This window comes from Actinomycetospora sp. TBRC 11914 (assembly GCF_012933465.1).
Classification (GTDB): domain Bacteria; phylum Actinomycetota; class Actinomycetes; order Mycobacteriales; family Pseudonocardiaceae; genus Actinomycetospora.
In genome coordinates this window covers 204,919-228,988 of record NZ_JABBND010000008.1, presented here as the reverse complement: position 1 = coordinate 228,988, position 24,070 = coordinate 204,919, and the positions used below count along the sequence as shown (strand labels likewise).

Here is a 24,070-nt window from a genome sequence, read left to right as displayed (position 1 = left end):
CCGGCATTTAGTGCTCACGAGCGCGAAGCGCACCTATCGGCGGTCGGTCGCGCGCGTCGCCGCCTCCTTCGCGCGCACCCGCTCGGTGAGCTCGGTGACCCGGCGGGCCAGACGCTGCCGCGCCCGCAGGTGCGGGGCGAGGGCGCGGGCGAGCGCCTCGGCCTCCCGGGTCTCGTCGCTGCCGTCCGACCAGCTCAGGTAGAGCACGTAGGCGTTGACGACGACGACGGCGGCCGCCAGCGCCGCCGCCACGATCGCCCCGCCCACGTCGACGACACCCGTCGCCTGGAACACCTCGTCGCGGACCCGGACCCACATCATCGCCGCGAGCAGCCCCCACACGACGGCCGTGGCGACGAGCATGGCGCGCCCGACGACGTCCACGGCGGCCCACGCGAGCCGCCGTCGGGCGTCGACGAACCGGGCGAGGTGCTCACCGACGATCCCGGCCCACGCCGCGACGGCGACGGTGCCGAGGACCGCGAGGGCGACCGAGACGCCGAGCGTGGGCTGCGGGTGGGCCAGGTCGATGTTCAGCACGCCGATCAGGAACCACCAGAGGACGACGCCGTCGAGCAGCGGGAGCAGGGCCCGGAGCACGCGTTGCCCCCGGGAGATCCGGCGGTGGCGGGCCGGCGACGGGTCCTCGTGGACCACGCGGTGGAGGTGGGCCAGCCGCGCCGTCACGCCGCGGACCGTGTCCGTGCCGCCGTGGCCGTCGCGCACCGCCCGGTCGCCGACGCCGGCGAGGTCGTGACGGGCGACGGCCAGCTTGCGCCGCAAGCGGCTGCCGGCCGGGTCGCGCTCGGGCTCGTCGGGGCGGGTGTGGGGCTCGGGGAAGGTGACCGTGGACATCGGGGGCTCCTCTCAGAGATGGGTGGGGGAGGTGAGGGTGAGGACGACGCGGCGCAGCGCGGGCCAGGTCGTCGGGTCGGGCTGGCCGGCCGCGTCGTGGGACGCCGAAGGCGGGTCGGCCAGCGAGCCGTCCCCGGCCACCCGGGTGACCGCGGTACGAGGCACTCCCTGGCCGTAGAGCAGGTCCGCCACGGCCTGGGCGCGGCACGTCGCCAGGCTGACGCCGTCGCCGGGTCCGACGGGCGCGGTCCGGCCGGAGATCGCCACGCTCGCCCCCAGCTGGAGGCGACCCACCACGATCCGGAGCAGCGCGCCGGCGGCCACCTGGTCGCGCAGGACGCACGACCCGGCCACGAAGAGCACCGACGACGGCAGCGACACCTCGACGCCGCCCGCCGGGCCCCGCACGGTGGTCGCCTGCGGCACCGGCACGACCGGCCCCGCGATCGGGGCGGGAACTCCGGAGCGGACCGGTCGCGGGCCGTCGTCGACGGTGCAACGGGCTCCCGTCGCGGCACACACCGCGGTCCACTGCGCCCGCAACGACTGCTGGGCGGACTCGTCGAGCGGCGGCTGGCGTCCGGTCGTGCGGCCCAGCCCGCTGAGGACGACGGTGCGGCCTGTGGCGTCGGGCAGCGCATGCTCCGCGCGGAGCCCGGCGACGAGCCGCTGTGGGTCGACATCCCAGCCGGAGACCCGCATGTCGAACGGGTCGGTGCCGCTGAGGCCGGCGGACAGGACGTGGATCTCGGTCGATCCGAGCCGCACCGCACTGCCGAGGACCCCGAGCAGGTCGGTGCTGCTGGAGCGCGCCGCGGCCCGGTCGATCGCGGCGTCGAGTGCGGCGAGCCGCTGGTCGAGCAGGGCGTCGCGCCGCGGCCCGTGCTCGATCTGACCGTTCGGGCGGCGCGGCTCGAGGTCGACGCGCTCGACGGTCGGGTCGCCCGCGGCGAGCACGGTGACGGTCACGTCGTCGCGGCTGGACACGAGGGCGCGCAACCCGGCGCGCTCGGAGTCGGAGAGGGCCGGGGGGAGCTCGGTGTCGTGGTGGGCCACCGCGACCGCGATGCCGGGGCGGGGTTCGGCGAGGGATGACCCGGACGGCGGAGCACACCCCGCTGCCAGGCAGACGAGCATCGAGATGCCGAACAGGCGCCGCACGGTGCGACGACGCGCGTGGAGTGCCGACATGGCCGTGGTCCTCTCCTCGACGTCCGAGGGCGACGCCGACGTGGGGGGTTAGGTCCTCTCCACCGTCGATGTGCACCGCCGGCCCAGCCCGCTCCGGTCGGCGGGTGGCCGAAGGGTCGTCCGGACCTAGGGGTTCTCGGGGGGCCGTGCGTGCGCCTCAGGGGGAGGGACCGTGATGCCTTCGCGACGCGACGACCACGACGTGGGCGTGCGGATGATCGACGGCCTCGACGACGAGGAGATCGTGAGACGCCTGGTCGAGTGCAGCTGTGAGGGCCCGCAGTGGGAGACGGTGGCGATCGCGTTGTGGGCGTTCTGCTTCCGGGCCGTCGAGGACATGGTCATGGGTGGATCGCTCGCTCGGCGCACCGAGAAGCTGCATCGGCCCATCCGGCTCAGCGACGACGAGCGCGAGGCGTTGCGGAGGGACCCCCAGGACCTCGCGGAGATGTTCTCGATCGCGTTCGAGAAACAGCTCGACTACTTCGCGACTTGCCTCCTAGCCGGCTCGGGTTGGCGTGCCGGGGCGGGTCTGCCGCTCCGCGCGTACTTCCTGAACGGTCTGCTCCTGCATCTGAGGAACCCGATGCGGGGATGGTGGCGGGCCCGCCGACGGATGGCGGTAGAGGTCCGGATGGGCGACGCATCACCGCTCGAGCAGTACCGCGACGAGGACCTCGGCCCGGAGGAGTGGCTCATCGCCACCGAGGACATCGAGGCCTTGGTCGTGGCACTGCACGACTTCGATCCCGCGCTGTGTGACGCGGTCACCCTCCGCGCGGACACCGGCTGGTCGTGGGCACGGATCGCGCAAGAGGTCGAGCTCAGCCCCAACCGGCTGTCCGAGCTACGGCGGGACTTTCTCGAACATCTTCGCTACATCGACCAGATGGGTGGTGACCACGGATCATGAGCACGGACACCGGCGACGACACGCCTGGAATCGGGCTGTCCGACGCAGGTCGGGCGGCGGCCGACCTCGTGGCGGACGTCCTCGAACGGCGTGCGTCCGCAAGCGGTGCGGCCGCCCGTGAGGTCATCGCCGAGCGATTCCGAGCCGCAGCGCGGGGTGATGACGAGCCCGACCCGTCGGTGGTGGACGCCCTCGCGGCCTTCCGGAGCCTCGCGCCGACGGTCTGGGCGGGGAGGACTTCGCTCCCGGACGAGGAGATCGCGCTGATGGCGCGCACTCTCGACCGGGTCGCGGCACGCCGCCGTCATCGTCGTGAGGCTGCGGGCGGCAGGCGGACGGTCCTCGCCGGGAGTGCCGGAATTTCCGACCCGGCGAGCGACTGGGCCCGAGAGGTGCGCGCGCTCCTCGAGGATTCACCGACACCGACCCCGACGCTGCTCGGGGAGCTCGGTGCGGGCGTGGAGATGGAGGACGCGGCCCGATGGTCGCTCGACGCGGGCCCGGAGCACGCCCGGCTGCTCATCGAACGAGCCGGCGAGTGTTGGGACGGGGGTAGCGGCGCCCGGGGTGGCAGCTACGCGAACATCTACCGCGCCGCGCGTCGTGCCGGCGGATGGGACGACGCGCCGTCGCCGACTCCGGAGCGGGCGTCAGGCGTCGTGAGCACCTCGACCGCGCTGGCGCCGGTCGTGTCCGACGTGCGGTTCACCGACGCCGTTCGCTCGGTTCGTCGGGTCCGTGGACGGCAGACGCTCGTCCAGTCCCTCGTCGGCGCGATCCGCGACGGAGGCGACGTTCGCGAAGTCTTGGTCGGTCACGCGGGCATGGGGAAGACGACCGTCGCCGCTGAGGTCGCCCGTCAGGTGAGCGAGCTCGGGCTCCCCACCTTCTGGATCACCGCGCAGGACGACAGCGCCCTCGTGGCCGGCCTCGAACAAGTGGCGCTGGCCCGGGATGTCCCGCTCTCGGAGGTCCAGGCCGCGCATCGCCGCGCGACGACGACGCGGGCGTACGTCGAGCGACTCTGGACCCTCATGGAGTCGCAGCGACGCGCCTCGGGATCCCTCCTCGTGCTGGACGACACCACCAGCGAGATCGTCGCGGATTGTCTGCACCACGTCCGGGCCGGCGTGGCCATGATCGTCACGACGCGCAGCGGTACTCCGGGGGAGTGGGCGCCCGGGCGTCTACGTTCCATGCGGGAGCTCCACCGGTTCCATGCGGAGCAGGTCGTCCTCGATCGCTTCGAGCTGGCCAGGGACGAGGCCGGGCGTCACTCCACCGGTCCGACGGCACGGGGCGAGGAGATGGCCCGTCGTATCTGTGCCCTGCTCCCCGGCTTGCCGCTCGCCCTGACCAGCGTCGGTGACCTGCTCGCGCGCGGAGGGCTGCCCGACCTCGATCGCATCGACCGGGTCACCGCGCGAACCGCCGGGGACACCGTCCGCGCCGTCTACGAGGTCTGTCTCGACGCGCTCGGCGCGGATCGCGCCCTGGGCCGGGTGCTCTTGCGACTCCTGGCGTGCTTCGCACCGGACGAGCTGGTGCCGGGCCGTATCGTGGAGAGGCTCGGTGCACTCGACGCGGTGATCGCGGCATGGCGGAGCGAGCTGCCGGTCGATGTGGTCCGTGGCCTGCGCGGTGGCGACGCCGTGCAGGGGATCGCGGCGTTGGTACGCGTCGGCCTGGTCGAGAGGGCAGGTCCCGCGTGGGAACGCGCGGTCCGGGTGCACCCCGCCCTCGCGGAACAATCGCGGCGGGACTTCGGGGACGGCCCGGCGACGGTCTTTCTCGACACCCTCGCGCTCCAGATGCTCGAGGCGGAGCGCGCCCAACTCGACGCCGGGCGGCCCGCTGACTGGCCGGCCGTGCTCGCGATCGAGCCACACGTGCACGAGCTCGTCGAGAGCCCGGCGCTCGGGCCGGCTCGTGTCGGGGACGATCTCGGGGCGCGTGTCCTCGCGCTCGCCGACCGGACCTCGACCGCGCTGACCCGGTCCGGTCGGCACGAGGCCGCGACCGCACTGCTCGACGGCGCACTCGCCAGCTACGGCTGGCTCGGTGGCGAGCACCCCGCTGTCCTGGCCGCCCAGCTGACCAGGGCCTGGATGACGGCGCTGGACCGCGGCGGCGATCTCCCGCAGGCCCGACGGCGGCTCGAGGCGCTCGCGTCGATCTGCACGCGTGTGCTCGGTCCTGACGCCGAGGTCACGATCTCGGTGCTCGACACGCTCGGCTGGGTGCTCGCCGAGCTGGACGAGCTCGGCGAGGCGCGCGAGCTGCTCGACGTAGTTGTGCGCCGTCGTCGTGGCTCCGGCGCGGGTGGGGCGCGGGCTGCGCTGGCAGCCCGGCACCGGCTCGCGTGGGTACGCGTGATGCTCGGAGAGGGACACGCGGGTGTCGAGGAGTTCCGTGAGGTGCTGGCCGACCGCATCCAGGCGCTGGGCTCCGAGGACCACCTGGACGTGCTGTCGACGATGTACCGCCTCGCGTGGGCGCTCAGCCGTCTTCGTCGTCACGAGGACGCCCGCGAGCAGTTCCAGGCCCTGCTGGAGCGGTCAGAGCGGCTCCTCGGGGCGGATCACCCGCTTACGCTCATGGTGCGTAGTCGAGTGGCGTGGTCGGCCATGTGGGCCGGCGATCTGCGCGTGGCGAAGAAGCTCTACACCGACCTCATCCCGACCCAGGAGAAGGTCCTCGGCGAGGCTCACCGCCGCGTGCTCGTCAATGCGCACAACCTCGCCGTTCTCGGCATGCGACTCGGGAACCCGGTCGCGGCCGAGGAAGAGCTGCGGCGGATCGTGGTCGCGAAGGAGGAGCTCCTCGGCAGCGACCACGCGTTGAGCATGGACAGCCGGGAGATGCACGCGTGGGCGCTGTTCCGGTGTGGGCGCGCCGAGGAGGCCGACCGGGAGCTGGTGGCCCTCCTCGCCGATCGGCGCCGCGTCCTGGGGGAAGCGCACCCGGCGACCGTGGATGCCCGGTACCTCACGGCGCGCGTGGTCCTCCACCGTGGCCGCCTGGCCGATGCGCAGGAACGTCTCGAGGAGCTGCTGGCGGACGCGGCGGCGCACGCGGTGACGGTGGATCGCCGGATCCTCCTGCGGGCTCGGCACTCGCTCGCGGTGGCGCGCGGTCTGCAGGGCGCGCAGAGGGAGGCCTCGCGGGAGCTGCGAAGCGTACTGCGGTCGCAGACCATGGAATTCGGGTCCGACGATGAGGACGTCCTGTCGACGCGGGACCGGCTGGTGTGGGTCGACGCCGTGATGGGGCGCAGGGAGTCCCTGGTGGTGGCGGCCCGCGCCGTCCGCGACGACCGGGTCCGCGTGCTCGGTGCCGACCACCCGCACACCGCCACCAGCCGGTACCGCCTCGCGTGGTCGCTCCTGCTGGTCGGTCTCCTGCCGTCCGCGTCGCGAGAGTACGACGACCTCGTCCACGACCTCGAGGGTCTGCGCGGCAGGAGCCACCCCCACACAGTGCGAGCGCGAATCGGGCGTCTCCAGTTGTGGCGCATGACGGGGCGAGTGTCCGAACTCCTGCCCGAGGCGGACGACGTGGTCCGTGCGGCGACCGAGGTCCAGGGGCCCCTGGCTGTCGCGACCCTGCGCGCCGAAGAAGAACGAGCCCAGGTCGCCGTCGTCCGGGGTGAGCTGAGCGATGCTGCGCAGCGCTTCCGCGAAGTGCGCGACCGCCAGTCGCGCGTCCTCGGCAGCAACCACCTCGATGTCCGGCGTCTCTACCGGCTCGAAGGCGGTGTCCGCGGTGGCCCGGTCCCGACCCCGGACTCCTACCCGGTGCGCTGACGGCTCGGGGCGGTCGCCTTCAGCGCTGAGCTCAGAGCGACCCGCACCGGGTGCTCGGCCAGGCAGTACCGGCCCTTGTCATCAGGGTCCGTCCGCCACAGGGTTGGTGCCGCCCCTCACCCGGCGAACGCGACCAGGAGCCCGCCCGCGACCGACACCACCGCGAGCACGACGGCGACCGCCCGCGCCCGGGGGGCGACCGGGTCGCGCAGCACCGGGTCGCCCGGGGAGAAGACCGGCGCGATCCAGCGCAGGTAGTAGACGAGGCTCGCCACCGAGTTGAGCACCGCGACGACGGCGAGCCAGGACATCCCGCCGTCGACGGCCGCGGTGAACCCGGCGAGCTTGCCCGCGAACACCACCGTCGGCGGGGTCCCGACCAGCCCGAGCAGCCCGACGGCGAGCGCCACCGCGAGCACCGGGTGGCGCCGGGCGAGGCCGCGCTGATCGGCGACCTCGAGGGCGTGCGGGCGCGCGGCCAGGACGGCGAACACCGCCAGGTTCGTCACCGCGTAGGCGGCGAGGTAGCCCAGCAGCGCGGGCAGCGCGAGCGGGGTGCGCGTGGCGACGGCGACGGGCACGAGCAGGTAGCCGACCTGGCTGACCGTCGAGTACGCGAGCAGGCGGCGCAGCGAGGTCTGGGCGAAGGCGGCCAGGTTCCCGAGCGTCATCGAGGCCGTGGCCAGGACGGCGACGAGCAGCGGCCAGGGGACGGCCGTCGTCGGGACCGCCGCGAGCAGCCGCCAGGCGGCGACGAGCCCGCCGAGCTTGGCCGTCGTCGTGAGGACGGCGCCGGTGACCGGGTGGGTGCCGTCGACGGCGTCCGGGACCCAGAAATGGGCCGGGACCCCGCCGATCGTCATGAGCAGACCGGCGAGCACGAGCAGGAGGGCGACGGCGACGACGACGGGCGGGGTGGCCCGGCCCAGCGCCGCGTACGACGTGGCGCCGGTCAGCCCGAGCAGCACCGTCACCCCGGTGAGCAGGACGAGCCCGAACAGCGCCGAGGTCAGGAAGTACTTCAGCGCGGCCTCGGTGGCGCGGCCGTCGCGGGCCAGGCCGGCGAGCGCGGCCAGCGGGAGGCCCGCCAGCAGGACGGCGGCCGCGAGCAGGAGCAGGTCCGACGCGCCGCCGAGCACCATCGCGCCGACGCCGGAGAGCTGGACGAGGACGGCGAACGCGGTGTCCGTCCGGCCGGTCGACGGTGTGGCTTTCCGGACACCGAGCGTCTGCGATGCGACACCGCTGACGTCCCCCGCCAGCACCAGCGACACCCCCACCGCCCCCGCCACCAGCACCCGCACGGTCGTCGTCGCCACGTCCACCGTGTACGTCCCGCCGAACGCGCTCGGCCCACCGTGGACGACGAGCGCCACCACGATCGTCGCGACCGACGCCGCGATCCCGATCCCGCGCACCGGCGCCTCGCGGCCCGGCGGCAGGAACGACCCGACGAGCAGCCCCAGCACCGCCCCGAGCGCGAGGACGACCTCGGGCAGCAGGGTGACGACGTCGGCGGTCATCGGCTCACCAGGGACACCACCTGGGCGGCGGCCGGGGCGATCGTCGTCGTGAGCACCGCGGGCGCCACCCCGACGGCCACCGAGCACGCCAGCAGCAGCCCGACCGCGGTCGTCTCGACCACCCGCAGGTCGGGCGAGGACGGCGCCCGGAACCGGCCGATCCGCGGGGCGGGCGCGCGCTCGGCCGCGGCCGGGAGGTGGCGGTCGCCGAGCAGCATCGACTGCAGCGCCCGCAGGAAGAGCGCCGCCGTGACCGCGAGCCCCAGCGCCGCCACCACGACGGCGACCGGCACGGCGGGCAGCGAGCCGGCCAGCAGCGAGAACTCGCCGACGAAGCCCGAGAGCCCCGGCAGGCCGAGCGAGGCGAACGCGGCGAGCGCGAACGTCCACGAGAAGCGCGGCATCGGGCCGGCGATCCCGGACCAGGCGGCGATCTCCGACGTGCCGCCCCGCTCCCGCAGCACCCCCGCGAGCAGGAACAGCGCCGCGGTGACCAGGCCGTGGCTCACCATCTGCACCGTCGCGCCGGTGACGGCGAGGGTGCGCGCCTCCGGGCCGGCGGCGACGACCCCGGCGGCGCCGACGGCGAGCACCACGTAGCCCAGGTGCGTGATCGAGGTGTAGGCGATCATCCGCTTGAGGTCGCGCTGGGCGAGGGCGACCAGCGCGCCCCAGAGCACCGAGACCACCCCCAGCACCACGAACACGATCGCCGCCGAGCGCCACGGCCCCGGCAGCAGCGGCATCGCGATCCGCACGAAGCCGTAGGTGCCCATCTTCAGCAGCACCGCGGCGAGCACCGCGGAGCCGGCGGCGGGGGCGTCGGTGTGGGCCGGCGGCAGCCAGGTGTGCACCGGCCAGACCGGCGTCTTGATCGCGAGTCCCACCCCGATCGCGACCAGGGCCAGCACCCCGGCGGGGCCGGTCACCGGTGCCCGGGCGGCGAGGGTGGGGATGTCGAAGGTGATCCCGCCGCTCGTACGCCCGCCCACCGCGAGCACGAGGAACCCCAGGAGCATCACGAGCGAGCCCAGGAACGTGTACAGGAAGAACTGCAGCGCCGAGCGGACGCGGCCGCCGGACCCCCACCCGGCGATGACGAAGTACATCAGCACGATCGACAGGTCGAAGAACACGAAGAACAGCACGAGGTCCAGGGCGAGGAACACCCCGATCCCCACCGCCTCGAGCGCGAGGAAGAGCAGCACGAACGCGCGGGTGCGGGCCGCGTCCTCGTCGGGCGGGCGGCGGAGCGCGGACAGCGCGACGGCGAGGAACACCACCGCGGTCATCGCCACCAGCGGCGCGGAGAACCCGTCCGCGCCGAGGTGGTAGCCGACCCCGAACGCCGGGATCCACGGCGCCGCGACCTCGAACGCGAACCCGCCGCCGCGCGGCACCGCCGCCCACACGACCCCGGCCCCGCCCACCTCGGCCACCGCGAGCACGACCCACGCGCCGAGCACGACCTCCCGCCGCGCGGCCGGCACGGCGACGAGCACCGCCGCCACCGCCAGCGGGGCGAGCCACAGCGCGGTCAGCATCAGCGCACCCCCGTCACCACGAGCACCGCCACCAGCACCCCCAGCGTCCCGAGCACCACCACGCCCTGCGCGTAGTACTGGTGCTGCTGGCCGGTCTGGGGACGGCGGGCGAGATCCCCGAGGCGGCGTACCCCGCCCGCGACGCCGGACACCGCGGCCGCCAGCGGGCGCTCCCCGCGCCGGTCGACCTCCCGGGCCAGCCGCGGCACCGTCTCCGCCGCGCGCGGCAGGGCCGCGCCGAGGGCACCGTCGGCGCGGTCGAGGACGCGGGCCAGGGCGAGGACCGGGCGCACGACGACGGCCCGGGTCGCCGCCTCGAGCCCCAGCCACCCCCGGGCCGCGGCGGCGAGACGGGGGAGTACGGCCGAGCCCAGCCGGATCGGGCGGGAGTGCAGCGCCCACGCCGCGGCGGCGGCGAAGACCACGACGACGCCGGTGGTCACCAGCTCGCCGGCGTCGGCCCGCGGCACCAGGCCGGTCCACACCCCGACACCCCCGACGGCGGCCGCGGGCACGGCGAGCACGACGACCGCGGCGGTCACGGCGACCGGGACGTGACGGCGCGGCCGGTCGGCGCCGCGGCGGATGGACGGCGAGCGGGTCGGGCGCCAGAGGAACCAGGCCGCGCGGGTGGCGGCGACCGCGGACAGCGCCGTCGCCAGCAGCCCGGCCACGGTCAGCAGACCGTCCCCCAGCGGCACCCCGGCCAGCACCGCGTCCTTGGTCCACCAGATCGACAGCGGGGGCACCCCCGCGAGCGCCGCCGCGCCGACGGTGAACGCCACCCCGACCACCGGGTGCCGCCGGGCCGCGCCGCGCAGCACCGGCAGCGAGCGGGTGCGCAGCACCGCGAGCCAGCCCCCGGCGGCGAGGAAGAGCAGGGCCTTGACCGCCGCGTGCGCGACGAGCAGGCCGGCCGCGCCCGCCGTCGCACCCACCCCGGCGCCCAGGACCATGAGGCCCACCTGCGCGCACGTCGACGCGGCGAGCAGCTGCTTGAGGTCGCGCTGGGTCGCGGCGACGACCCCGAGCACGACCGCGGTCAGCGCCCCGACCCAGGCCACCAGCGTGGCCGCCCAGCCGGTCGCGGCGAGCAGCGGGCCCACGCGGACGAGCAGCACCGCCCCGGCCGCGACCATCGTCGCCGAGTGCAGCAGCGCCGAGACCGGGCTCGGCCCGACCATCGCCCCGGAGAGCCACGCCGAGAACGGCAGCTGCGCGGACTTGCCCAGGGCGGCGACGACGAGGCCGGCCGCGAGCAGGTCGCGCCAGCCGCCCGGGGCGTCGGCCGTCGCGGCGAGGGCCAGGCCGGGCACGCCCGCGGCCAGCGCCGCCCCGACCGCGACGTAGAGCCCGACGTCCGCGGTCCGCGTCGTCAGGAAGGCGCGGGTGGCGGCGGGGCCGACGGCGGGGTCGCGCCGGTCGAAGGCGATGAGCACCCAGCTCACGGCGCCCATCACCTCCCACGGCGCGAGCAGCGCGGGCAGCGTCGCGGCGGTGACCGTCGCGAGCATGGCCGCGACGAAGACCAGGACCGCGCCGACGAAGCGACCCTCCCGCAGCCGCGGCTCCCCGGCCGCGGCGAGCAGCACCAGCGCGCCGATCACGGCGACCGTCACGACGAGCACCGCGGCCAGGCCGTCGACGGTGTACCGGAACGCGATCGGCCCCAGCAGCGGGACCGAGAGCGTCGGGGCCACCGGCGCCCGCCCGACGACGGCCGCCAGCTCGACGGCGACGACCGCGGTCACCGCCGCGGTCACCCAGCCCGCCGCGACCACCAGGACGCCCTGGACGCGGGGGAAGGCCGAGAGGAGCAGGAGCCCGGCGAGCACGGGCAGCGTGAGCAGGAGCGCGAGGAGCAGTGTCATGCGGCCCTGTCCGTCGGGGTCATCGGGCGAGCTCGGTGGCGTCGTCGGTGAGATCGACCCGCCGGGCCCGGTAGAGCGCCAGCGCCACGGCGAACCCCATCGCCATCTCCAGGGCCATCACGGTCACCAGGACGACGACGAGCACCGACGCGTTGCCCGGGTGCCCGCCCGCCCACCAGATTCCCCCGGCCGCGAGCACCAGGCCGTTCACGACGAGCTCGAGCCCCATCATGATCATGACGATCGACTGCTGGGAGAGCGCCCCGTACAGCCCGGTCGCCACCAGCGCCGCGGCGACGACGAGCACGACGCGCAGGGTCAGCTCCGTCATCGCCGGCTCCCTCGGGTGGCGGACACGGCCACGGTCCCGACGATCGTCGCGAGGATCGCCAGCCCCAGCACCGTCATCGTGAGCATCTGGGGGCCCATGAGGTCGGCGCCCAGGGCGGTCGTGGGATCCCCCGGCGGGCCCGGCCGCACCGGCCAGGGGACGACGAGCGCGCCCGCGGCCAGCACCGCGAAGACGGCCAGCGCGATCAGCCGGGCGCCCCACCGGTTGTGGACCATCGTCATCGGCTCGAGGCCCGCGGGGTTCATCATCAGCATCACCATGAAGACGACCATGATCATCATCTCGATGGTCATCATGAGCACCACGACGATCCCGAGGTAGGCGAGGCCGAACGCGAGCAGCACGACCGCGACCGCGACGAACGAGGCGAGCAGCAGGAACGTCGCGCGCGCCATCGAGTCGGCGACGAACACGCCGATCCCGGTGACGACGGCGACGACGCCCAGCGCCGCGGCGAGGACCAGCAGCGTCACAGCAGCACCACCACCGTCACCACCAGCGCCTGGGCGACGGCGAGCGGGATCAGGACGACCCAGGCCAGCGTCACGAAGCGCTCCATCCGCAGCACCGGCATGACCCGGCGCAGCCCGAGGAGCACGGCGAGCACGACCAGCAGCTTGACCACGACCCACGCCCACGCCGGACCGCCGAACGCGTCCGGGCCGGTGATCGGCGGTGGCGCGCCGCCGCCGAGGAAGAGCGGCACCGCCATCGCCGCCGCCGCGACCAGCAGCATCCAGCGCCCCGCGCGCAGCAGCAGGCGATCGAGGCCGGCGTGCTCGGCGGCCGCCCCGCCGGCGAGGTCGCGTCCCAGCGGGGCCGCGAACGGCCCCCAGAACGCCATCGCCGCGGTGGAGACGAGGTAGAGCACGAACGCCACCGGCATCCACACCGCGTACCAGAGGCCGTGCTGGGCGCCGGCGACCGTCGCCGGGTCCAGCGAGCCGGCCGCGATCGCCGGGGTGATGAGCGCGAGCATGTGCGGCAGCTCGTAGGCCAGCCCGAGGGGCAGCATCCGGTAACCCCCGACGAGCGCCGTGACCGCATTCGGCCCCCAGCCCGCGGTCCACACCGCGAACCAGGCCAGCACCTCCATGGCGTTGAACCACACGATCCCGACGTCGAGGCCGACCGGCGCGCCCCGGGGCAGGCCCAGCGGCACGACGGCGAGCGCGAGCACCGCGGCCACCGGGAGGACGGCGAGGCCGATCCGGGCGAGGAGCGGGTCGTCGGCCGGGGTGCGCCGGCGCTGCTTCGCCAGGAGTCGCAGGGTCTCGACGACGGGTGCGGTGGGCCGGTCGCCGGCGGTCACGGCACCCGCAACGGCGGCCAGCCCCGCGGCGAGGACCAGGGCCGGGGCGAGCAGGAGCAGGGGGAGGAGGGTCGCGGGGTCAGCCATGGTGGTGATGGCCGCTCCCGGCGGGCTTGAAGGGTGCGACGGGGCCGGCGCCGAGGGCGGTGTCGGGGTCCAGGGCGGCGAGGGCGAGCCGGGCGGCGCCGAGCTCGAGCCCGACGAGGGCGGCGGCGGCCCGGTGCGGCGCGGGGCGCACGGGCGGGGCCAGGCTGCCGCCGAGACCCGCGGCGAGCGCCCGGACGCGGGCCTCGACGGTGGGCTCGGGGACCGGGACGTGGTCGGTGGCCGTGAGCGGGATGCCGCGCAGGGTCCAGGCGAGGGTGCGCGAGCGGGCGATCCGGCGGCCGAACGCGGTGAGCTCGCCGGGGCCGGGGTGGCCGTCGCGCAGGGCCCGGGCCCGGGCGGCAGCCCGGTCGGCGCCGGCCAGGGCGAGGACGCGGACGAGGGCGTCGAGCCGGAGGTGGTCGGGGCCGCGCGGGGTGCGGCGGCGTCCGGCGCGCTCGCGGGGTCCGGGGACGTCGAGGACCTCGGCGCGGGCGTCGGTGACCAGGTCGCCGGCGAGGGTGGCGTGCACGACGAGCCCGGCCGGCCAGTGGGGGAGCACCGGCCCGAGGGCGGTGTGGACGACGTCGAGGGCGAGGCCGTCGCGGTCGTCGTCGGCGAGGCCGGCCATGACCGGGGTCGCCTCTGGTGCAAGCGAAGCGTCGTTGCTTGCGTCCAGTGGGAGAAAAGCCCCGTCGTCGGGGGAGCCCGTGATCATCGAGAATGCGGCGTTCCTGTCACTGGATGCAAGCAACGACGCTTCGCTTGCACTCAGGGGCCCGCCACCACTCAGGGGCCCGCCACCACTCAGGGGCCCGCCACCACTCACGGGGCCGGCACCGCCCCGGGCCAGCTCCGCCACCGCCGCGTCCAGGGCGTCCCCGAGCTCCGACGGCGCGCCGACGCGGACCAGCACCCGTGGCGCCGGCACCGTCGCCCACACCGCCCGCACCACCTCGGCCAGCCGCGGGCCGACCTCGCCCGCCACGAGCACCAGGTCGGTGTCGGCGGGGGAGTCGGCGGCGGGCCAGCCCCGGGACGCGAGCGCCGCCTCGGCCGCGAGCCGCACGTCGAGCAGGCCGTCGCTGACCGGGGCGGGGGCGATGACGAGCACGTGGGGACGGCGGGCGGCGACGCGCAGGAACGGGCGCGCGAGGCTCAGGACCACCGGAACGCGCCCTCCCGCCACGCGTAGAGCACCCCGACGAGCAGCACGCCGAGGAACGCGAACATCTCCACCGCCGCCCCGGCCCCGCTGCGCGCGAGCACGAGCGTCCACGGGTACATGAAGATCATCTCCATGTCGAAGGCGAGGAAGACGAGCGCGATCGTGGACCACCGCACGTGGAAGCGCGAGACGGCGTGCTCCACCGGGGGGAACCCACCCGCGTGCGGCGCCGCGACCAGCGGCCGGCGCGCCACCCGCACGAGCCACGACACCGCCACCACGACGCCGACTCCGACGACCGCCGCCCCGGCCACCACCGCGAGCGCCAGGACCCCGCTCACCCTCGGACGCCGGGGGTGAAGCGGCGCAGGCGCAGGCTGTTGGTCACCACGAACACGCTCGAGAAGGCCATCGCGGCGCCGGCGATCATGGGGTTGAGCAGGCCGAACGCCGCGAGCGGGAGCGCGGCCACGTTGTAGGCGAACGCCCAGAACAGGTTGCCGCGGATGGTGCCCAGGGTCCGGCGGGCCAAGCGGAGCGCGTCCGGGACCGCGCCGAGGTCGTCGCGCACCAGCGTCACGTCGCCCGCCTCGATCGCGGCGTCGGTCCCGGCGCCCATCGCGAGCCCGAGGTCGGCCTGGGCGAGCGCGGCGGCGTCGTTGACCCCGTCGCCGACCATCGCGACGACGTGGCCCTGCCGCTGCAGCTCGGCGACCGCGTCGGCCTTCTGCTCGGGGAGCACCTCGGCGCGGACGTCGTCGATCCCGGCCCGCGCCGCCACGGCCCGGGCCGCGGTCGGGTGGTCACCGGTGAGCACCACCGGGTGCACCCCCAGCTCGCGCAGCGCGGCGACGGCGGCCGGCGCGGAGTCGCGCAGCGTGTCGGTCACCGGCAGGACCTCGCGGGCCGCGCCGTCCCACCCGACGACGACGGCCGTGGCCCCGCCGGCCCGCACCGCCTCGACGTGCGCGGCGAGCGCGGGGGAGAGCGGCATGCCGTGCTCGGCGAGCAGGCGCGGGCGCCCGACGACGACCTCGTGCGCGGTCTCGCCGACGTGCACCGTCCCGACGACGCCGAGGCCGTCGACGCTGCCCGCCCCGGTCACCGTCGGGAGCAGACCCGTCGTCCGGGCGGCCTCGGTGATCGCCCGGGCCAGCGGGTGCGACGAGCCGTCCTCCACCGCGCCGGCCAGCCGCAGCGCGGTGCGGTCCACCCGCTCGGGGTGGGCCAGCCGCATGACTCCCGTGGTCAGCGTGCCGGTCTTGTCGAGGACCACGGTGTCGACCCGCCGCGTGGACTCCAGCACCTCGGGCCCGCGCAACAGGATCCCCAGCTGCGCGCCGCGCCCGGTGCCGACCATCAGCGCCGTCGGGGTCGCGAGCCCCAGCGCGCAGGGGCAGGCGATGACCAGCACCGCGACCGCCGCCGTGAACGCCGCGGTCAGCCCGCCGCCGAACGCGAGCCAGCCCGCGAACGTCGCCGCCGCGATCACGACGACCACCGGGACGAACACCGCCGACACCCGGTCGGCGAGGCGCTGGACCTGGGCCTTGCCGTTCTGGGCCTGGGCGACCCGGCGCGCGATGCGGGCGAGCTGGGTGTCGGCGCCGACGCGCGTGGCGCGCACGACGAGCCGGGACCCGACGGCCACCGTCGCCCCCACGACCTCGTCGCCCGGGGAGACCTCCACCGGCACCGACTCGCCGGTCACCGTGCTCGCGTCGACCGCGCCGATCCCGTCGACGACGACGCCGTCGGTCGCCACCCGCTCCCCGGGGCGCACCACGAACTCGTCGCCGACGGCGAGCGCCTCGACCGGGATCCGCCCCTCGACCCCGTCGCGGAGGACCGCGACGTCCTTCGCGCCGAGGTCGAGCAGCGCGCGCAGGGCGGCGCCCGCGCGTCGCTTGGCCCGCGCCTCGGCCCACCGGCCGGCGAGCACGAACGTCGTCACGGCGGCGGCGGTCTCGAGGTAGATCGCGTCGCCGGCCCCGGGCGCGAGGCTGAACCCGTGGCGCATGCCGATCATCCCGGCGTCGCCGAACACCAGCGCCCACACCGACCAGGCCAGCGCGGCCAGCGTCCCCAGCGAGATCAGGGTGTCCATCGTCGCCGCGGCGTGGCGCAGGTTCACCGCGGCCGCCCGGTGGAACGGCCAGCTGCCGAGCAGGACCACGGGCGCCGCGAGGACCAGCGACACCCACTGCCAGGCGGGGAACTGCCAGGCCGGGACCATCGCGAGCGCGATCACCGGAACGGTGAGCACCAGGCTCATGAGCAGCCGCGTACGCAGGAGACCGGCCTCGTCGTCGGCCTCCTCGTCCCCCGCCGGGAGGGACGCGCCGTAGCCGAGGTGCTCGACGGTGCCCACGAGGTCGGCGAGCGCGACCGACTCGGGGTGGCTGACGCGGGCGCCCGCGGTCGCGTAGTTGACCGTCGCGGTGACGCCCTCGAGCCGGTTGAGCTTCTTCTCGATGCGCATCGCGCAGGAGGCGCAGGTCATCCCGGTGATCGCGAGCTCGGTCGTGCTCCGCCGCCCGGCGGGCGCCGCGGCCGTCGTCATCGTCGTGCCTCCCCTCACCGGCCCCAGGAATACCCCGAGGGGGTACCCGCGTCAACGCCCGACGGGATACCCCACCTGGGTATCATGCACTCGTGAGCGAGACACCGGACGAGGCGCCCGCGCCGCCGCACGGCTACTCCCCGCACAAGGAGGCGCACCTGCGTCGCCTCAAGCGCGTGGAGGGCCAGGTCCGCGGCATCGCGCGGATGATCGAGGACGACAAGTACTGCATCGACGTGCTGACCCAGGTGTCGGCCGTCACGGGGGCGCTGCAGACCCTCGCGCTGTCCCTGCTCGAGGAGCACATGGGGTCTTGCGTGGTCGACGCGGCGAAGGCCGGGGACGAGCAGGCCAAGGAGAAGGTGGCCGAGGCGTCGGCCGCGATCGCCCGGCTCGTCCGCTCGTAGAGTCGGCCTGGCGACGGCGCGTCGTTCCCGGATGATGGCCGGGTGAGTGCGGGCTTCGGTCACCGGTCCAGTGACGTCCCGTGGATCAGTCGTGTCTGGTGGTGCCGGCGCGACGCCGCCGCCTCGATGACCTCGCTGGCCCGCGCCGAATGGGACCTCGTGCTGCGGTCGGGCCCCGACGGACCGTCGGCCGCTCTCCAGGGCGCCGAGTCCGTGGCGTCCCGGGTGTCGGTGCCGGCCCCGTCGGCCTACCTGGGGATCCGGTTCGCGCGCGGCGTGTCGCTGGTGCCGCACCGCGCGGCGGCGATCGTCGACACGTCCGTCCCGTTGCCCACCGAGGACGGCGACCTCCTGCTGGGCCAGCGTCGGTGGCGGTTGCCGGAGGTCGACGAGGTCGAGGCGTTCGTCCTGGGGCTGGTCGACGCCGGCCTGCTGACCATGGCCGAGCTCCCGCCACCCGACCGGACGACGAGGACGGCCCAGCGCCACCACCGCTCGTCGACCGGTCTGACCCGCGACTTCGTGCGGCAGGTCGATCGGGCCCGCCTCGCGGCGGCGTCCCTGCGTGCCGGCGAGGCCTGGCCCTCCGTCGTGGAGGAGCTCGGCTACGTCGACCAGGCCCACCTCACCCGGGCCATGCGGCGCTTCGTGGGCCACACCCCCGGAGAGCTGGGCTCGGCCGGGGGGATCCCGTTGTCGTTCCTGTACAAGACCCCTCGCGCGGAATGTTCGTAGGGTCCTCCCGACAGATGCCGGCACCGGGTGCGTGAGGACCGTGACGATGACCGACCGCAGCGTGGTGCTCTACGAGCTGGTGTCCCTCGACGGGTTCGCCGACGATCCCGGCGAGGGGGAGTGGTTCGGCGACGCCGACGGTCGGATGATCGATTTCCTCGGTGAGGTCATCGCGGGACAGGACACCGTCCTGCTCGGTCGGCGGACGTACGAGAAGTGGGCTCCGCACTGGCCGACCTCGACGATGCAGCCGTTCGCCGACTTCATCAACCGGACCCCGAAGTACGTGTTCTCCACGGCGGCCCCCGCGCTGGACTGGACCGCCACCACGCACGTGTCCGGGCCCGCGGTGCCGTTCGTCGCCGAGCTCACGCAGCGCGCGGGCGGTGACATCGGCGTGCACGGCAGCCTGACCCTGGCCCGCACGCTGCTGGCTGCGCAGCTCGTCGACGAACTCCGGCTCGTCGTCGCCCCCAGCCTCGCCGGCTCCGGGACGCCGCTGTTCGGCCACGACGCCCCGCTGCAGCGCTTCGAACTGCTCAGCCACGAGCGCTCCGGTGACTGCTTGCTCCTGCACTACCGCCGTCGCCGCTGAGGGCGCCGCCATGCGGGTCCACCGGGTGCCTCCCGGCGGGACCCGCCTCGTCGAGTGGGCCTCCACGGCTCCCGGCGCCGCCATGCGGGTCCACTGGGTGCGCCGCGGCGGGACCCCGCCTCGTCGACTGGACCTCCACGGTCCCCGGCGCCGCCACGCGGGTCCACTGGGCGCGCCCCCGTCGGGTTCGGTCCAGCCGCAGGCACGGGCGGCACCTCACCCGGCTCCCACTGCCCGACGTGTCGCCGTGCGAGAGAGCTCGTCCGGCCGGTCAGCCGGCGGTGAGCGCGTCGACCCGGGCGCGCAGCGTGGCGGCCACGTTCTCGACGCCACCGAAGCGCCGGTCGACCACGTACTGGCCGAGGCAGGACAGCGCGACCACCGGCCACTCCATGAGCCCCACCGCACCGGCGGCCACGAACAGCCCGTAGAGCAGCAGGCTCCCCGAGTCCGGCGTGTGCGCCTCGATCCAGGCCCACACCGCCGCGTCGTCGCCCCGGTCGAGGGCGGCGAGCAGGTCCGGCGCGGTCGCCGGCGATCCGTGCCGCTCGGGCGGCAGGGCCGGAGCCGTGTCGGTGCGGGCGATCTCGGCGGCCGTCCCCGTGGGGACGCTCGTCAGGGCGCGGTCGGCCATGCAGTCCTCCGGGACCTCGGTGAACGGCCCACGCTACCTGCGGTCCACCGCCCGTGTCCCCGTCAGCCGACGGGATGTCACCGGGCCGTCACGTCGGCAGGTCCCAGACCCGGCGCAACGCGTCGCGGCGCTCGGCGCGGTCGAGGCCGCGCAGGTCGGCGACGCCGTGCTCGGTGACGACGACGTCGACGTCGTGGCTCGCCGTGGTCACCGGCCGGGAGAGCCGCCCGACCAGCGTCGGCGCGCCGCGGTGGCTGCTCGACAGCGCGATCACCGAGAGGCCCCGGCGCGAGCGGGTCGCGGCCGCGGCGTAGTCGGGGTGCCCACCGATGCCGCCGACGAGCGCGCGGGCGGTGCCCTCCACGTTGACCTGCCCGTCGCGGTCGATCTCGACGGCCGTGTTGACCGCCACCAGCGGCGGCTCCGCGGCCAGGCGGACCGGGTCGTGGGTGTGCTCGACGCCGTGGACCACCGGCCGCCCGGCCCGCCCGCGGGCGTCGGCCCAGTCGTAGAGCCGCCGCGTACCGACGAGGTAGGTGGCGACGGCGTCGGAGGCGAGCAGCCCGGCCTCGTCGAGGTCGACGACGCCGTCGCCGAGCAGCCCGGAGTCGACGTGCACCGGCCGGCCGCGCTCGAGGACGGCCGCCACGACCGCCTGCCCGAGCTGGCCCGGCGCCCACTGCAGGCGGGCGTCGCGGGGGAGCAGCCCGGCCACGTGGCGCCCGATCGCGCGATGCTCGGGGCTGGGCTCCGCCGGACCCGCGATCTCCTCGGGGCCGAGGCGGACGTGCCCGACGACGTAGGTGCGGTCGTCGGGGAGCGGCGCCCCGGCCGCCGCGCGGGGGAGGGCGTCGTCGACGACGGCCGCGATCGGCACGCCGGCGTCGATCACCGACCGCACCCACGACACCTCGCTCCCGAGCACGAGCCCCCGCGGGTCGGGGGCGGCGCCCACGAGCAGCAGGTCGGGCCGCAGCGCCCCGGTGACCAGGGCCGGCGTCGCCGACAGTCGTGCCGGGACGGCGCGCACGTCACCCGCCGTCACCGCACGGCGCAGGCCCCAGCCGGGCATGACGGTGCGCGCGTCGGCGAAGGCGGCCAGGTCAAGGCCCTCCGGCGCGGCCGGCATCCAGCCGAGCAGCGCACGGAGGTCGCCCCGCTCCCGCGCCAGGGCCGACAGCGCGGCGAACGCGGCGCGGGGCGTCCCGCACCCGTCGGCGATCGCGATCCGGGCTCCGGGGCGCACGAGGGCGGCGAGCGCGGCGGCGTCGATCGGGTCCGGGGCGGGGGAAGGGTTCACGGACGGGTGCTCCGAGGGGTCGGCGAGGGTGGGGAATCGGCGCAGCGTGATCATGCCGGACGGGTCGGCGCGACCCCGGGTGGTCTCTGGGACACCTGTGGGTGATCACGCGTGGCGTGGCGCGGCGGCGTGGCCCGACCTTCCTAGCGTGCCGCCACATGGGGGTTCAAACTCGTCCGAACGGGCGCACTGGCCGTCGCGCTGCGGCCTTCGTCGTCGCCGTCGTCGCGCTCGTCGTCGTCACCGTGGGCCGCACCGCGGTGGCCGCCCCCGTCCTCCCGATCTCCCCGGGGCTCCCGACGGCGGGCGGATCGGCCCAGCCGGTCGCGGTGCAGCGCGCGGCAACGGCCAAGGTGGCCGACCTCATCGGCAAGGGCTCCATCAACGACACCGGCACGCGCTGGGGCGTCGAGGGCACCGACCTCGGCCACATGTTCATGGTCGGGTCGAAGATGGCGATGACCTTCGGGGACACCTTCGGCGCGCCCGCGGCCCAGGACTTCTACTCGGTGGCCCACGGGGACTGGCGCTCCAACGTGATCGCCTCGATCGACCCCCCGCTCACCCCGGCGCTCGGGCTGCGGTTCCGCGGCATGATCACCGACCGTCCGGGCCACGCCAAGGAACTGATCGCGTCGAAGAAGGTCAAGGGCGTCCAGGAGACGGTGATCCCGACCTACGGGATCGCCACCGGGGCGAACAACGCCACGATGAACCTGCAGTACATGTCGGTGCAGTCGTTCGACCAGCCCGGCCACTGGCGGCTCACCGGCTCCGGGATCGCGACCTCCACCGACGGCGGCGTGACGTGGAAGGACCAGCCGGCCGCCCGGTGGCCCGCGAACTCGAAGTTCGGCCAGGTCGCCTACGTGCGCCCCGGCGGCCCGGACGACCCGAAGGCGCCGGTGCCGGCGGGCTCGACGCCGGGCGACACGGTCTACGTCTACGGCATCCCGGGCGGGCGCTACGGCGACCTGTCGCTGGCCAAGGTCCCGGCCGCCCAGCTCACCGAGGCCGCGGCCTACCGGTACTGGAACGGCTCCACCTGGGTGGCGGGCGAGGCCAACGCGACCCCGGTGATCAAGGGGCCGGTCGGCGAGCTGTCCGTGCGCTGGTCGTCGTACTACAAGCAGTGGATCATGATGTACCTGGTCGACGACACCGGCGAGATCGTCCTGCGCACCGCGCCGGCGCCGACCGGGCCGTGGAGCGCCGCCCAGGTCGTCACGACCACCAAGGAGTTCCCGAAGGCGTACGCGCCCTACCTGACCCCGCGGTGGAACGACGGCCCCGACCTCTGGTTCACGATGTCGCAGTTCACCACCTACCGGGTCGAGCTCATGAGGACTCGCCTGCAGGTCCTGCCGGCCGGCGCGTCCGTGCCCGCGGCCGACCAGCCGCAGTCGCTGTCCGCCCGGTCGCCGTCGCTCTCGGCGCCGCCACTCCCGCAGGCGGCCGCGTCGCCCACGACGACGACCGCGCCGACCGCTCCGGCGACCACGACGACGGCCCCGGGCTCCACGACCGCGGCTCAGGTCGCCCCGGCCGCCGCGACGCCCTCCACCGTCTCGACGGTGTCCTCCCCGGCGCCACCGGCGACCCCGACGACGGCCGCGGCGGGATCGGGCTCGTCACCGCCGGCGGCCGCGTCGGGCTGACCCCTCCCGGACGACCGTGATCACGACGTCGGTGGCGACGCGCGCAACGAGCGCCAGGACGCGCCGCCGACGTCGTGATCTCCGTCAGGACGACGCCCGCCGCCCGACGCGCGGGCCGGGCGCCGATTGCGCGAGGATCGTCCCCTCCGTCCACCCGAGGTGAGGGCCAGCCGATGCGCTACGACGACGACGCCCAGCTCGACACGTCCGAGGTCACCGACGACCGCGGCGAGGGCGGCGCCGCGGGCTTCGGCGGCGGCGGGCTCGGCGGCGGGGGACTGGGCGGCGGGCTGCTGCCGCTGCTGATCGGGTTCCTGTTCCGCGGACGCAGCGGCAAGGCGAGCTGGGTCGTCATCCTCGTCGTCGTCGTGGGGTTCTTCGCGGTGCAGTACCTCGGCGGCGGCAGCGGGACCTCGTCGTCCGTGGCCAACGGCTTCGGCGACCCGGGCGGGCCGGGACGGGCCGGCACCTCGGACCTCGCGAGCGAGTGCCGCACCGGGGCCGACGCCAACTCCAAGCTCGACTGCGCGATCGTCGCCGACATCAACTCGATCCAGTCCTACTGGTCGACCACGGGGTACGCGCCCCTGGCGCGGACCGTGCGGGGAGCGGCGCCGCGCTACCAGCCGGTCGACACGGTGTTCTTCACGAACTCGGTGAACACCCGCTGCGGCAGCGCCGACGCGAGCGCCGGCCCCTTCTACTGCCCGGGCGACAAGCTCGTCTACATCGACCTGAGCTTCTACGACCAGCTCAAGAGCCAGTTCGGCGCCGAGGGCGGCCCGCTGGTCAACGCCTACGTGCTCGCCCACGAGTACGGCCACCACGTGCAGGACCTGCTCGGCACCGAGGCGAAGGTCCGCTCCCGGCAGGGGGCGTCGTCGGACTCGGTGCGCCTCGAGCTGCAGGCCGACTGCTACGCGGGCGTCTGGATGAACCACGCGTCGCAGCCGGCCGGCGGGAAGCCCGCGCTCATCACCGGCATCACCCAGGCCGACCTGGCGAGCACCGTCGACGCCGCCCAGCGCATCGGCGACGACTACATCCAGGGCAAGCTCGGCGGGGGGACGGTGAACCCCGACTCGTTCACCCACGGCACGTCGGCGCAGCGCAAGAAGTGGCTGACCACCGGCTTCACGGCCGGCGACGCCACCCGCTGCGACACCTTCTCGACGAACGACCTGGGCTGAGTTCTCCCGTTCCGCCCCATGGCTCGCCGCGGCCCTCCTAGCGTCGCGGGCCATGGGACGAGGACGAACACTGCTCCTGGCCGCGGCGCTCGCCGGGGCCGCACTGGTGGGGTCGGCCCCGGCGGCGCTGGCCGCCGAGCCGCCGTCGCCGATCACGCCCGACGGCGGCGGCTACGCGACGCTCGGGTGCGCCATCGGGTCCACGATCGAGGCCGGCATGGGCATCCCGGAGAAGTACCGGTCCTGCCACACCATCGGGCAGCTGAGCCGGCGCTTCCCGCAGACCCCCGACGGTCGGATGGCCGGGGACGACCCGAACATCGGTCCGGACGGCCAGTACGTGGGGCCCCGCGAGTAGCCCGGGCCCGC

General features: G+C 75.3%; 21 protein-coding genes. 8 read left to right on the top strand and 13 right to left on the bottom strand.

The genetic code is table 11. From position 1 onward, the window contains the following. Positions 1-33: 33 nt before the first annotated feature. Positions 34-855: a hypothetical protein gene (locus HH311_RS15200; RefSeq protein ID WP_169184496.1), complete on the bottom strand. Its 822-nt coding sequence runs from the start codon at positions 853-855 to the stop codon at positions 34-36. Positions 856-867: 12 nt separating this feature from the next. Next, the gene (locus tag HH311_RS15195) at positions 868-2,046 is read right to left on the bottom strand and encodes a hypothetical protein (protein WP_169184495.1); all 1,179 of its coding nucleotides are present in this window, start codon (positions 2,044-2,046) and stop codon (positions 868-870) included. 175 nt (positions 2,047-2,221) lie between these two features. Between HH311_RS15195 and HH311_RS15190 the strand changes: the two genes are divergently transcribed. Next, entirely contained in the window at positions 2,222-2,959 is a 738-nt protein-coding gene (locus tag HH311_RS15190) for a sigma-70 family RNA polymerase sigma factor (protein ID WP_169184494.1), read from the top strand. Then, the gene (locus HH311_RS15185) at positions 2,956-6,765 is read left to right on the top strand and encodes a tetratricopeptide repeat protein (RefSeq protein WP_169184493.1); all 3,810 of its coding nucleotides are present in this window, start codon (positions 2,956-2,958) and stop codon (positions 6,763-6,765) included. The genes HH311_RS15190 and HH311_RS15185 overlap by 4 nt, the downstream gene beginning before the upstream one ends. A gap of 116 nt (positions 6,766-6,881) precedes the next feature. Here HH311_RS15185 and HH311_RS15180 read toward each other — a convergent pair whose 3' ends face one another. Genes HH311_RS15180 through HH311_RS15140 form a run of 9 tightly spaced genes read right to left on the bottom strand, consistent with a single transcriptional unit; the run spans position 6,882 to position 17,182 of the window. Next, on the bottom strand, positions 6,882-8,288 hold the full coding sequence (locus tag HH311_RS15180; RefSeq protein ID WP_169184492.1) for an NADH-quinone oxidoreductase subunit N: 1,407 nt from the start codon (positions 8,286-8,288) through the stop codon (positions 6,882-6,884). After that, a complete protein-coding gene (locus HH311_RS15175) occupies positions 8,285-9,832 on the bottom strand; it encodes a NuoM family protein (protein WP_169184491.1) in 1,548 nt (515 codons plus the stop codon). The genes HH311_RS15180 and HH311_RS15175 overlap by 4 nt, the downstream gene beginning before the upstream one ends. Next, positions 9,832-11,703 (bottom strand): proton-conducting transporter membrane subunit, encoded by a 1,872-nt coding sequence (locus HH311_RS15170; RefSeq protein ID WP_169184490.1) that lies wholly within the window; start codon positions 11,701-11,703, stop codon positions 9,832-9,834. Before HH311_RS15170 ends, HH311_RS15175 begins: the two co-directional genes overlap by 1 nt. Positions 11,704-11,722: 19 nt before the next feature. Further along, the gene (locus HH311_RS15165; RefSeq protein ID WP_211190265.1) at positions 11,723-12,034 is read right to left on the bottom strand and encodes an NADH-quinone oxidoreductase subunit K; all 312 of its coding nucleotides are present in this window, start codon (positions 12,032-12,034) and stop codon (positions 11,723-11,725) included. Continuing rightward, positions 12,031-12,528 carry an NADH-quinone oxidoreductase subunit J gene (locus tag HH311_RS15160; protein WP_169184489.1) on the bottom strand — a complete coding sequence of 166 codons (498 nt, stop codon included), beginning with the start codon at positions 12,526-12,528 and terminating at the stop codon, positions 12,031-12,033. Before HH311_RS15160 ends, HH311_RS15165 begins: the two co-directional genes overlap by 4 nt. Beyond that, positions 12,525-13,454 (bottom strand): NADH-quinone oxidoreductase subunit H, encoded by a 930-nt coding sequence (locus HH311_RS15155; protein ID WP_169184488.1) that lies wholly within the window; start codon positions 13,452-13,454, stop codon positions 12,525-12,527. Before HH311_RS15155 ends, HH311_RS15160 begins: the two co-directional genes overlap by 4 nt. Then, positions 13,447-14,619: a hypothetical protein gene (locus HH311_RS15150; RefSeq protein WP_169184487.1), complete on the bottom strand. Its 1,173-nt coding sequence runs from the start codon at positions 14,617-14,619 to the stop codon at positions 13,447-13,449. The genes HH311_RS15155 and HH311_RS15150 overlap by 8 nt, the downstream gene beginning before the upstream one ends. Next, positions 14,610-14,960, bottom strand: coding sequence for an NADH-quinone oxidoreductase subunit A (locus HH311_RS15145; RefSeq protein ID WP_169184486.1), 351 nt, complete (start codon positions 14,958-14,960; stop codon positions 14,610-14,612). The genes HH311_RS15150 and HH311_RS15145 overlap by 10 nt, the downstream gene beginning before the upstream one ends. Then, the gene (locus HH311_RS15140; RefSeq protein ID WP_169184485.1) at positions 14,957-17,182 is read right to left on the bottom strand and encodes a cation-translocating P-type ATPase; all 2,226 of its coding nucleotides are present in this window, start codon (positions 17,180-17,182) and stop codon (positions 14,957-14,959) included. Before HH311_RS15140 ends, HH311_RS15145 begins: the two co-directional genes overlap by 4 nt. A gap of 92 nt (positions 17,183-17,274) precedes the next feature. On the opposite strand from HH311_RS15140, the gene HH311_RS15135 reads away from it, so the two are divergent. From HH311_RS15135 to HH311_RS15125, 3 genes are read left to right on the top strand one after another with little or no spacing between them, the layout of a single operon-like run. Continuing rightward, complete coding sequence (locus HH311_RS15135; RefSeq protein WP_169184484.1) at positions 17,275-17,589, top strand: metal-sensitive transcriptional regulator; 315 nt, start codon at positions 17,275-17,277, stop codon at positions 17,587-17,589. Between the two features lie 42 nt (positions 17,590-17,631). Then, on the top strand, positions 17,632-18,324 hold the full coding sequence (locus HH311_RS15130) for a helix-turn-helix transcriptional regulator (protein ID WP_169184483.1): 693 nt from the start codon (positions 17,632-17,634) through the stop codon (positions 18,322-18,324). A gap of 46 nt (positions 18,325-18,370) precedes the next feature. Further along, a complete protein-coding gene (locus tag HH311_RS15125) occupies positions 18,371-18,919 on the top strand; it encodes a dihydrofolate reductase family protein (RefSeq protein ID WP_169184482.1) in 549 nt (182 codons plus the stop codon). A gap of 271 nt (positions 18,920-19,190) precedes the next feature. On the opposite strand, the gene HH311_RS15120 is transcribed toward HH311_RS15125, so the two are convergent. Next, positions 19,191-19,553 carry a hypothetical protein gene (locus HH311_RS15120; RefSeq protein ID WP_169184481.1) on the bottom strand — a complete coding sequence of 121 codons (363 nt, stop codon included), beginning with the start codon at positions 19,551-19,553 and terminating at the stop codon, positions 19,191-19,193. A gap of 88 nt (positions 19,554-19,641) precedes the next feature. Next, positions 19,642-20,907, bottom strand: coding sequence for an acetyl-CoA hydrolase/transferase C-terminal domain-containing protein (locus HH311_RS15115; RefSeq protein WP_169184480.1), 1,266 nt, complete (start codon positions 20,905-20,907; stop codon positions 19,642-19,644). Between the two features lie 104 nt (positions 20,908-21,011). Between HH311_RS15115 and HH311_RS15110 the strand changes: the two genes are divergently transcribed. The 3 genes from HH311_RS15110 (at position 21,012) to HH311_RS15100 (ending at position 24,059) form a co-directional block, all read left to right on the top strand. Beyond that, complete coding sequence (locus tag HH311_RS15110) at positions 21,012-22,511, top strand: DUF4185 domain-containing protein (protein WP_169184479.1); 1,500 nt, start codon at positions 21,012-21,014, stop codon at positions 22,509-22,511. A 173-nt stretch (positions 22,512-22,684) separates the two neighbouring features. Further along, a complete protein-coding gene (locus tag HH311_RS15105) occupies positions 22,685-23,701 on the top strand; it encodes a neutral zinc metallopeptidase (protein WP_169184478.1) in 1,017 nt (338 codons plus the stop codon). 52 nt (positions 23,702-23,753) lie between these two features. Further along, positions 23,754-24,059 carry a hypothetical protein gene (locus tag HH311_RS15100; protein WP_169184477.1) on the top strand — a complete coding sequence of 102 codons (306 nt, stop codon included), beginning with the start codon at positions 23,754-23,756 and terminating at the stop codon, positions 24,057-24,059. Positions 24,060-24,070 lie beyond the last annotated feature (11 nt).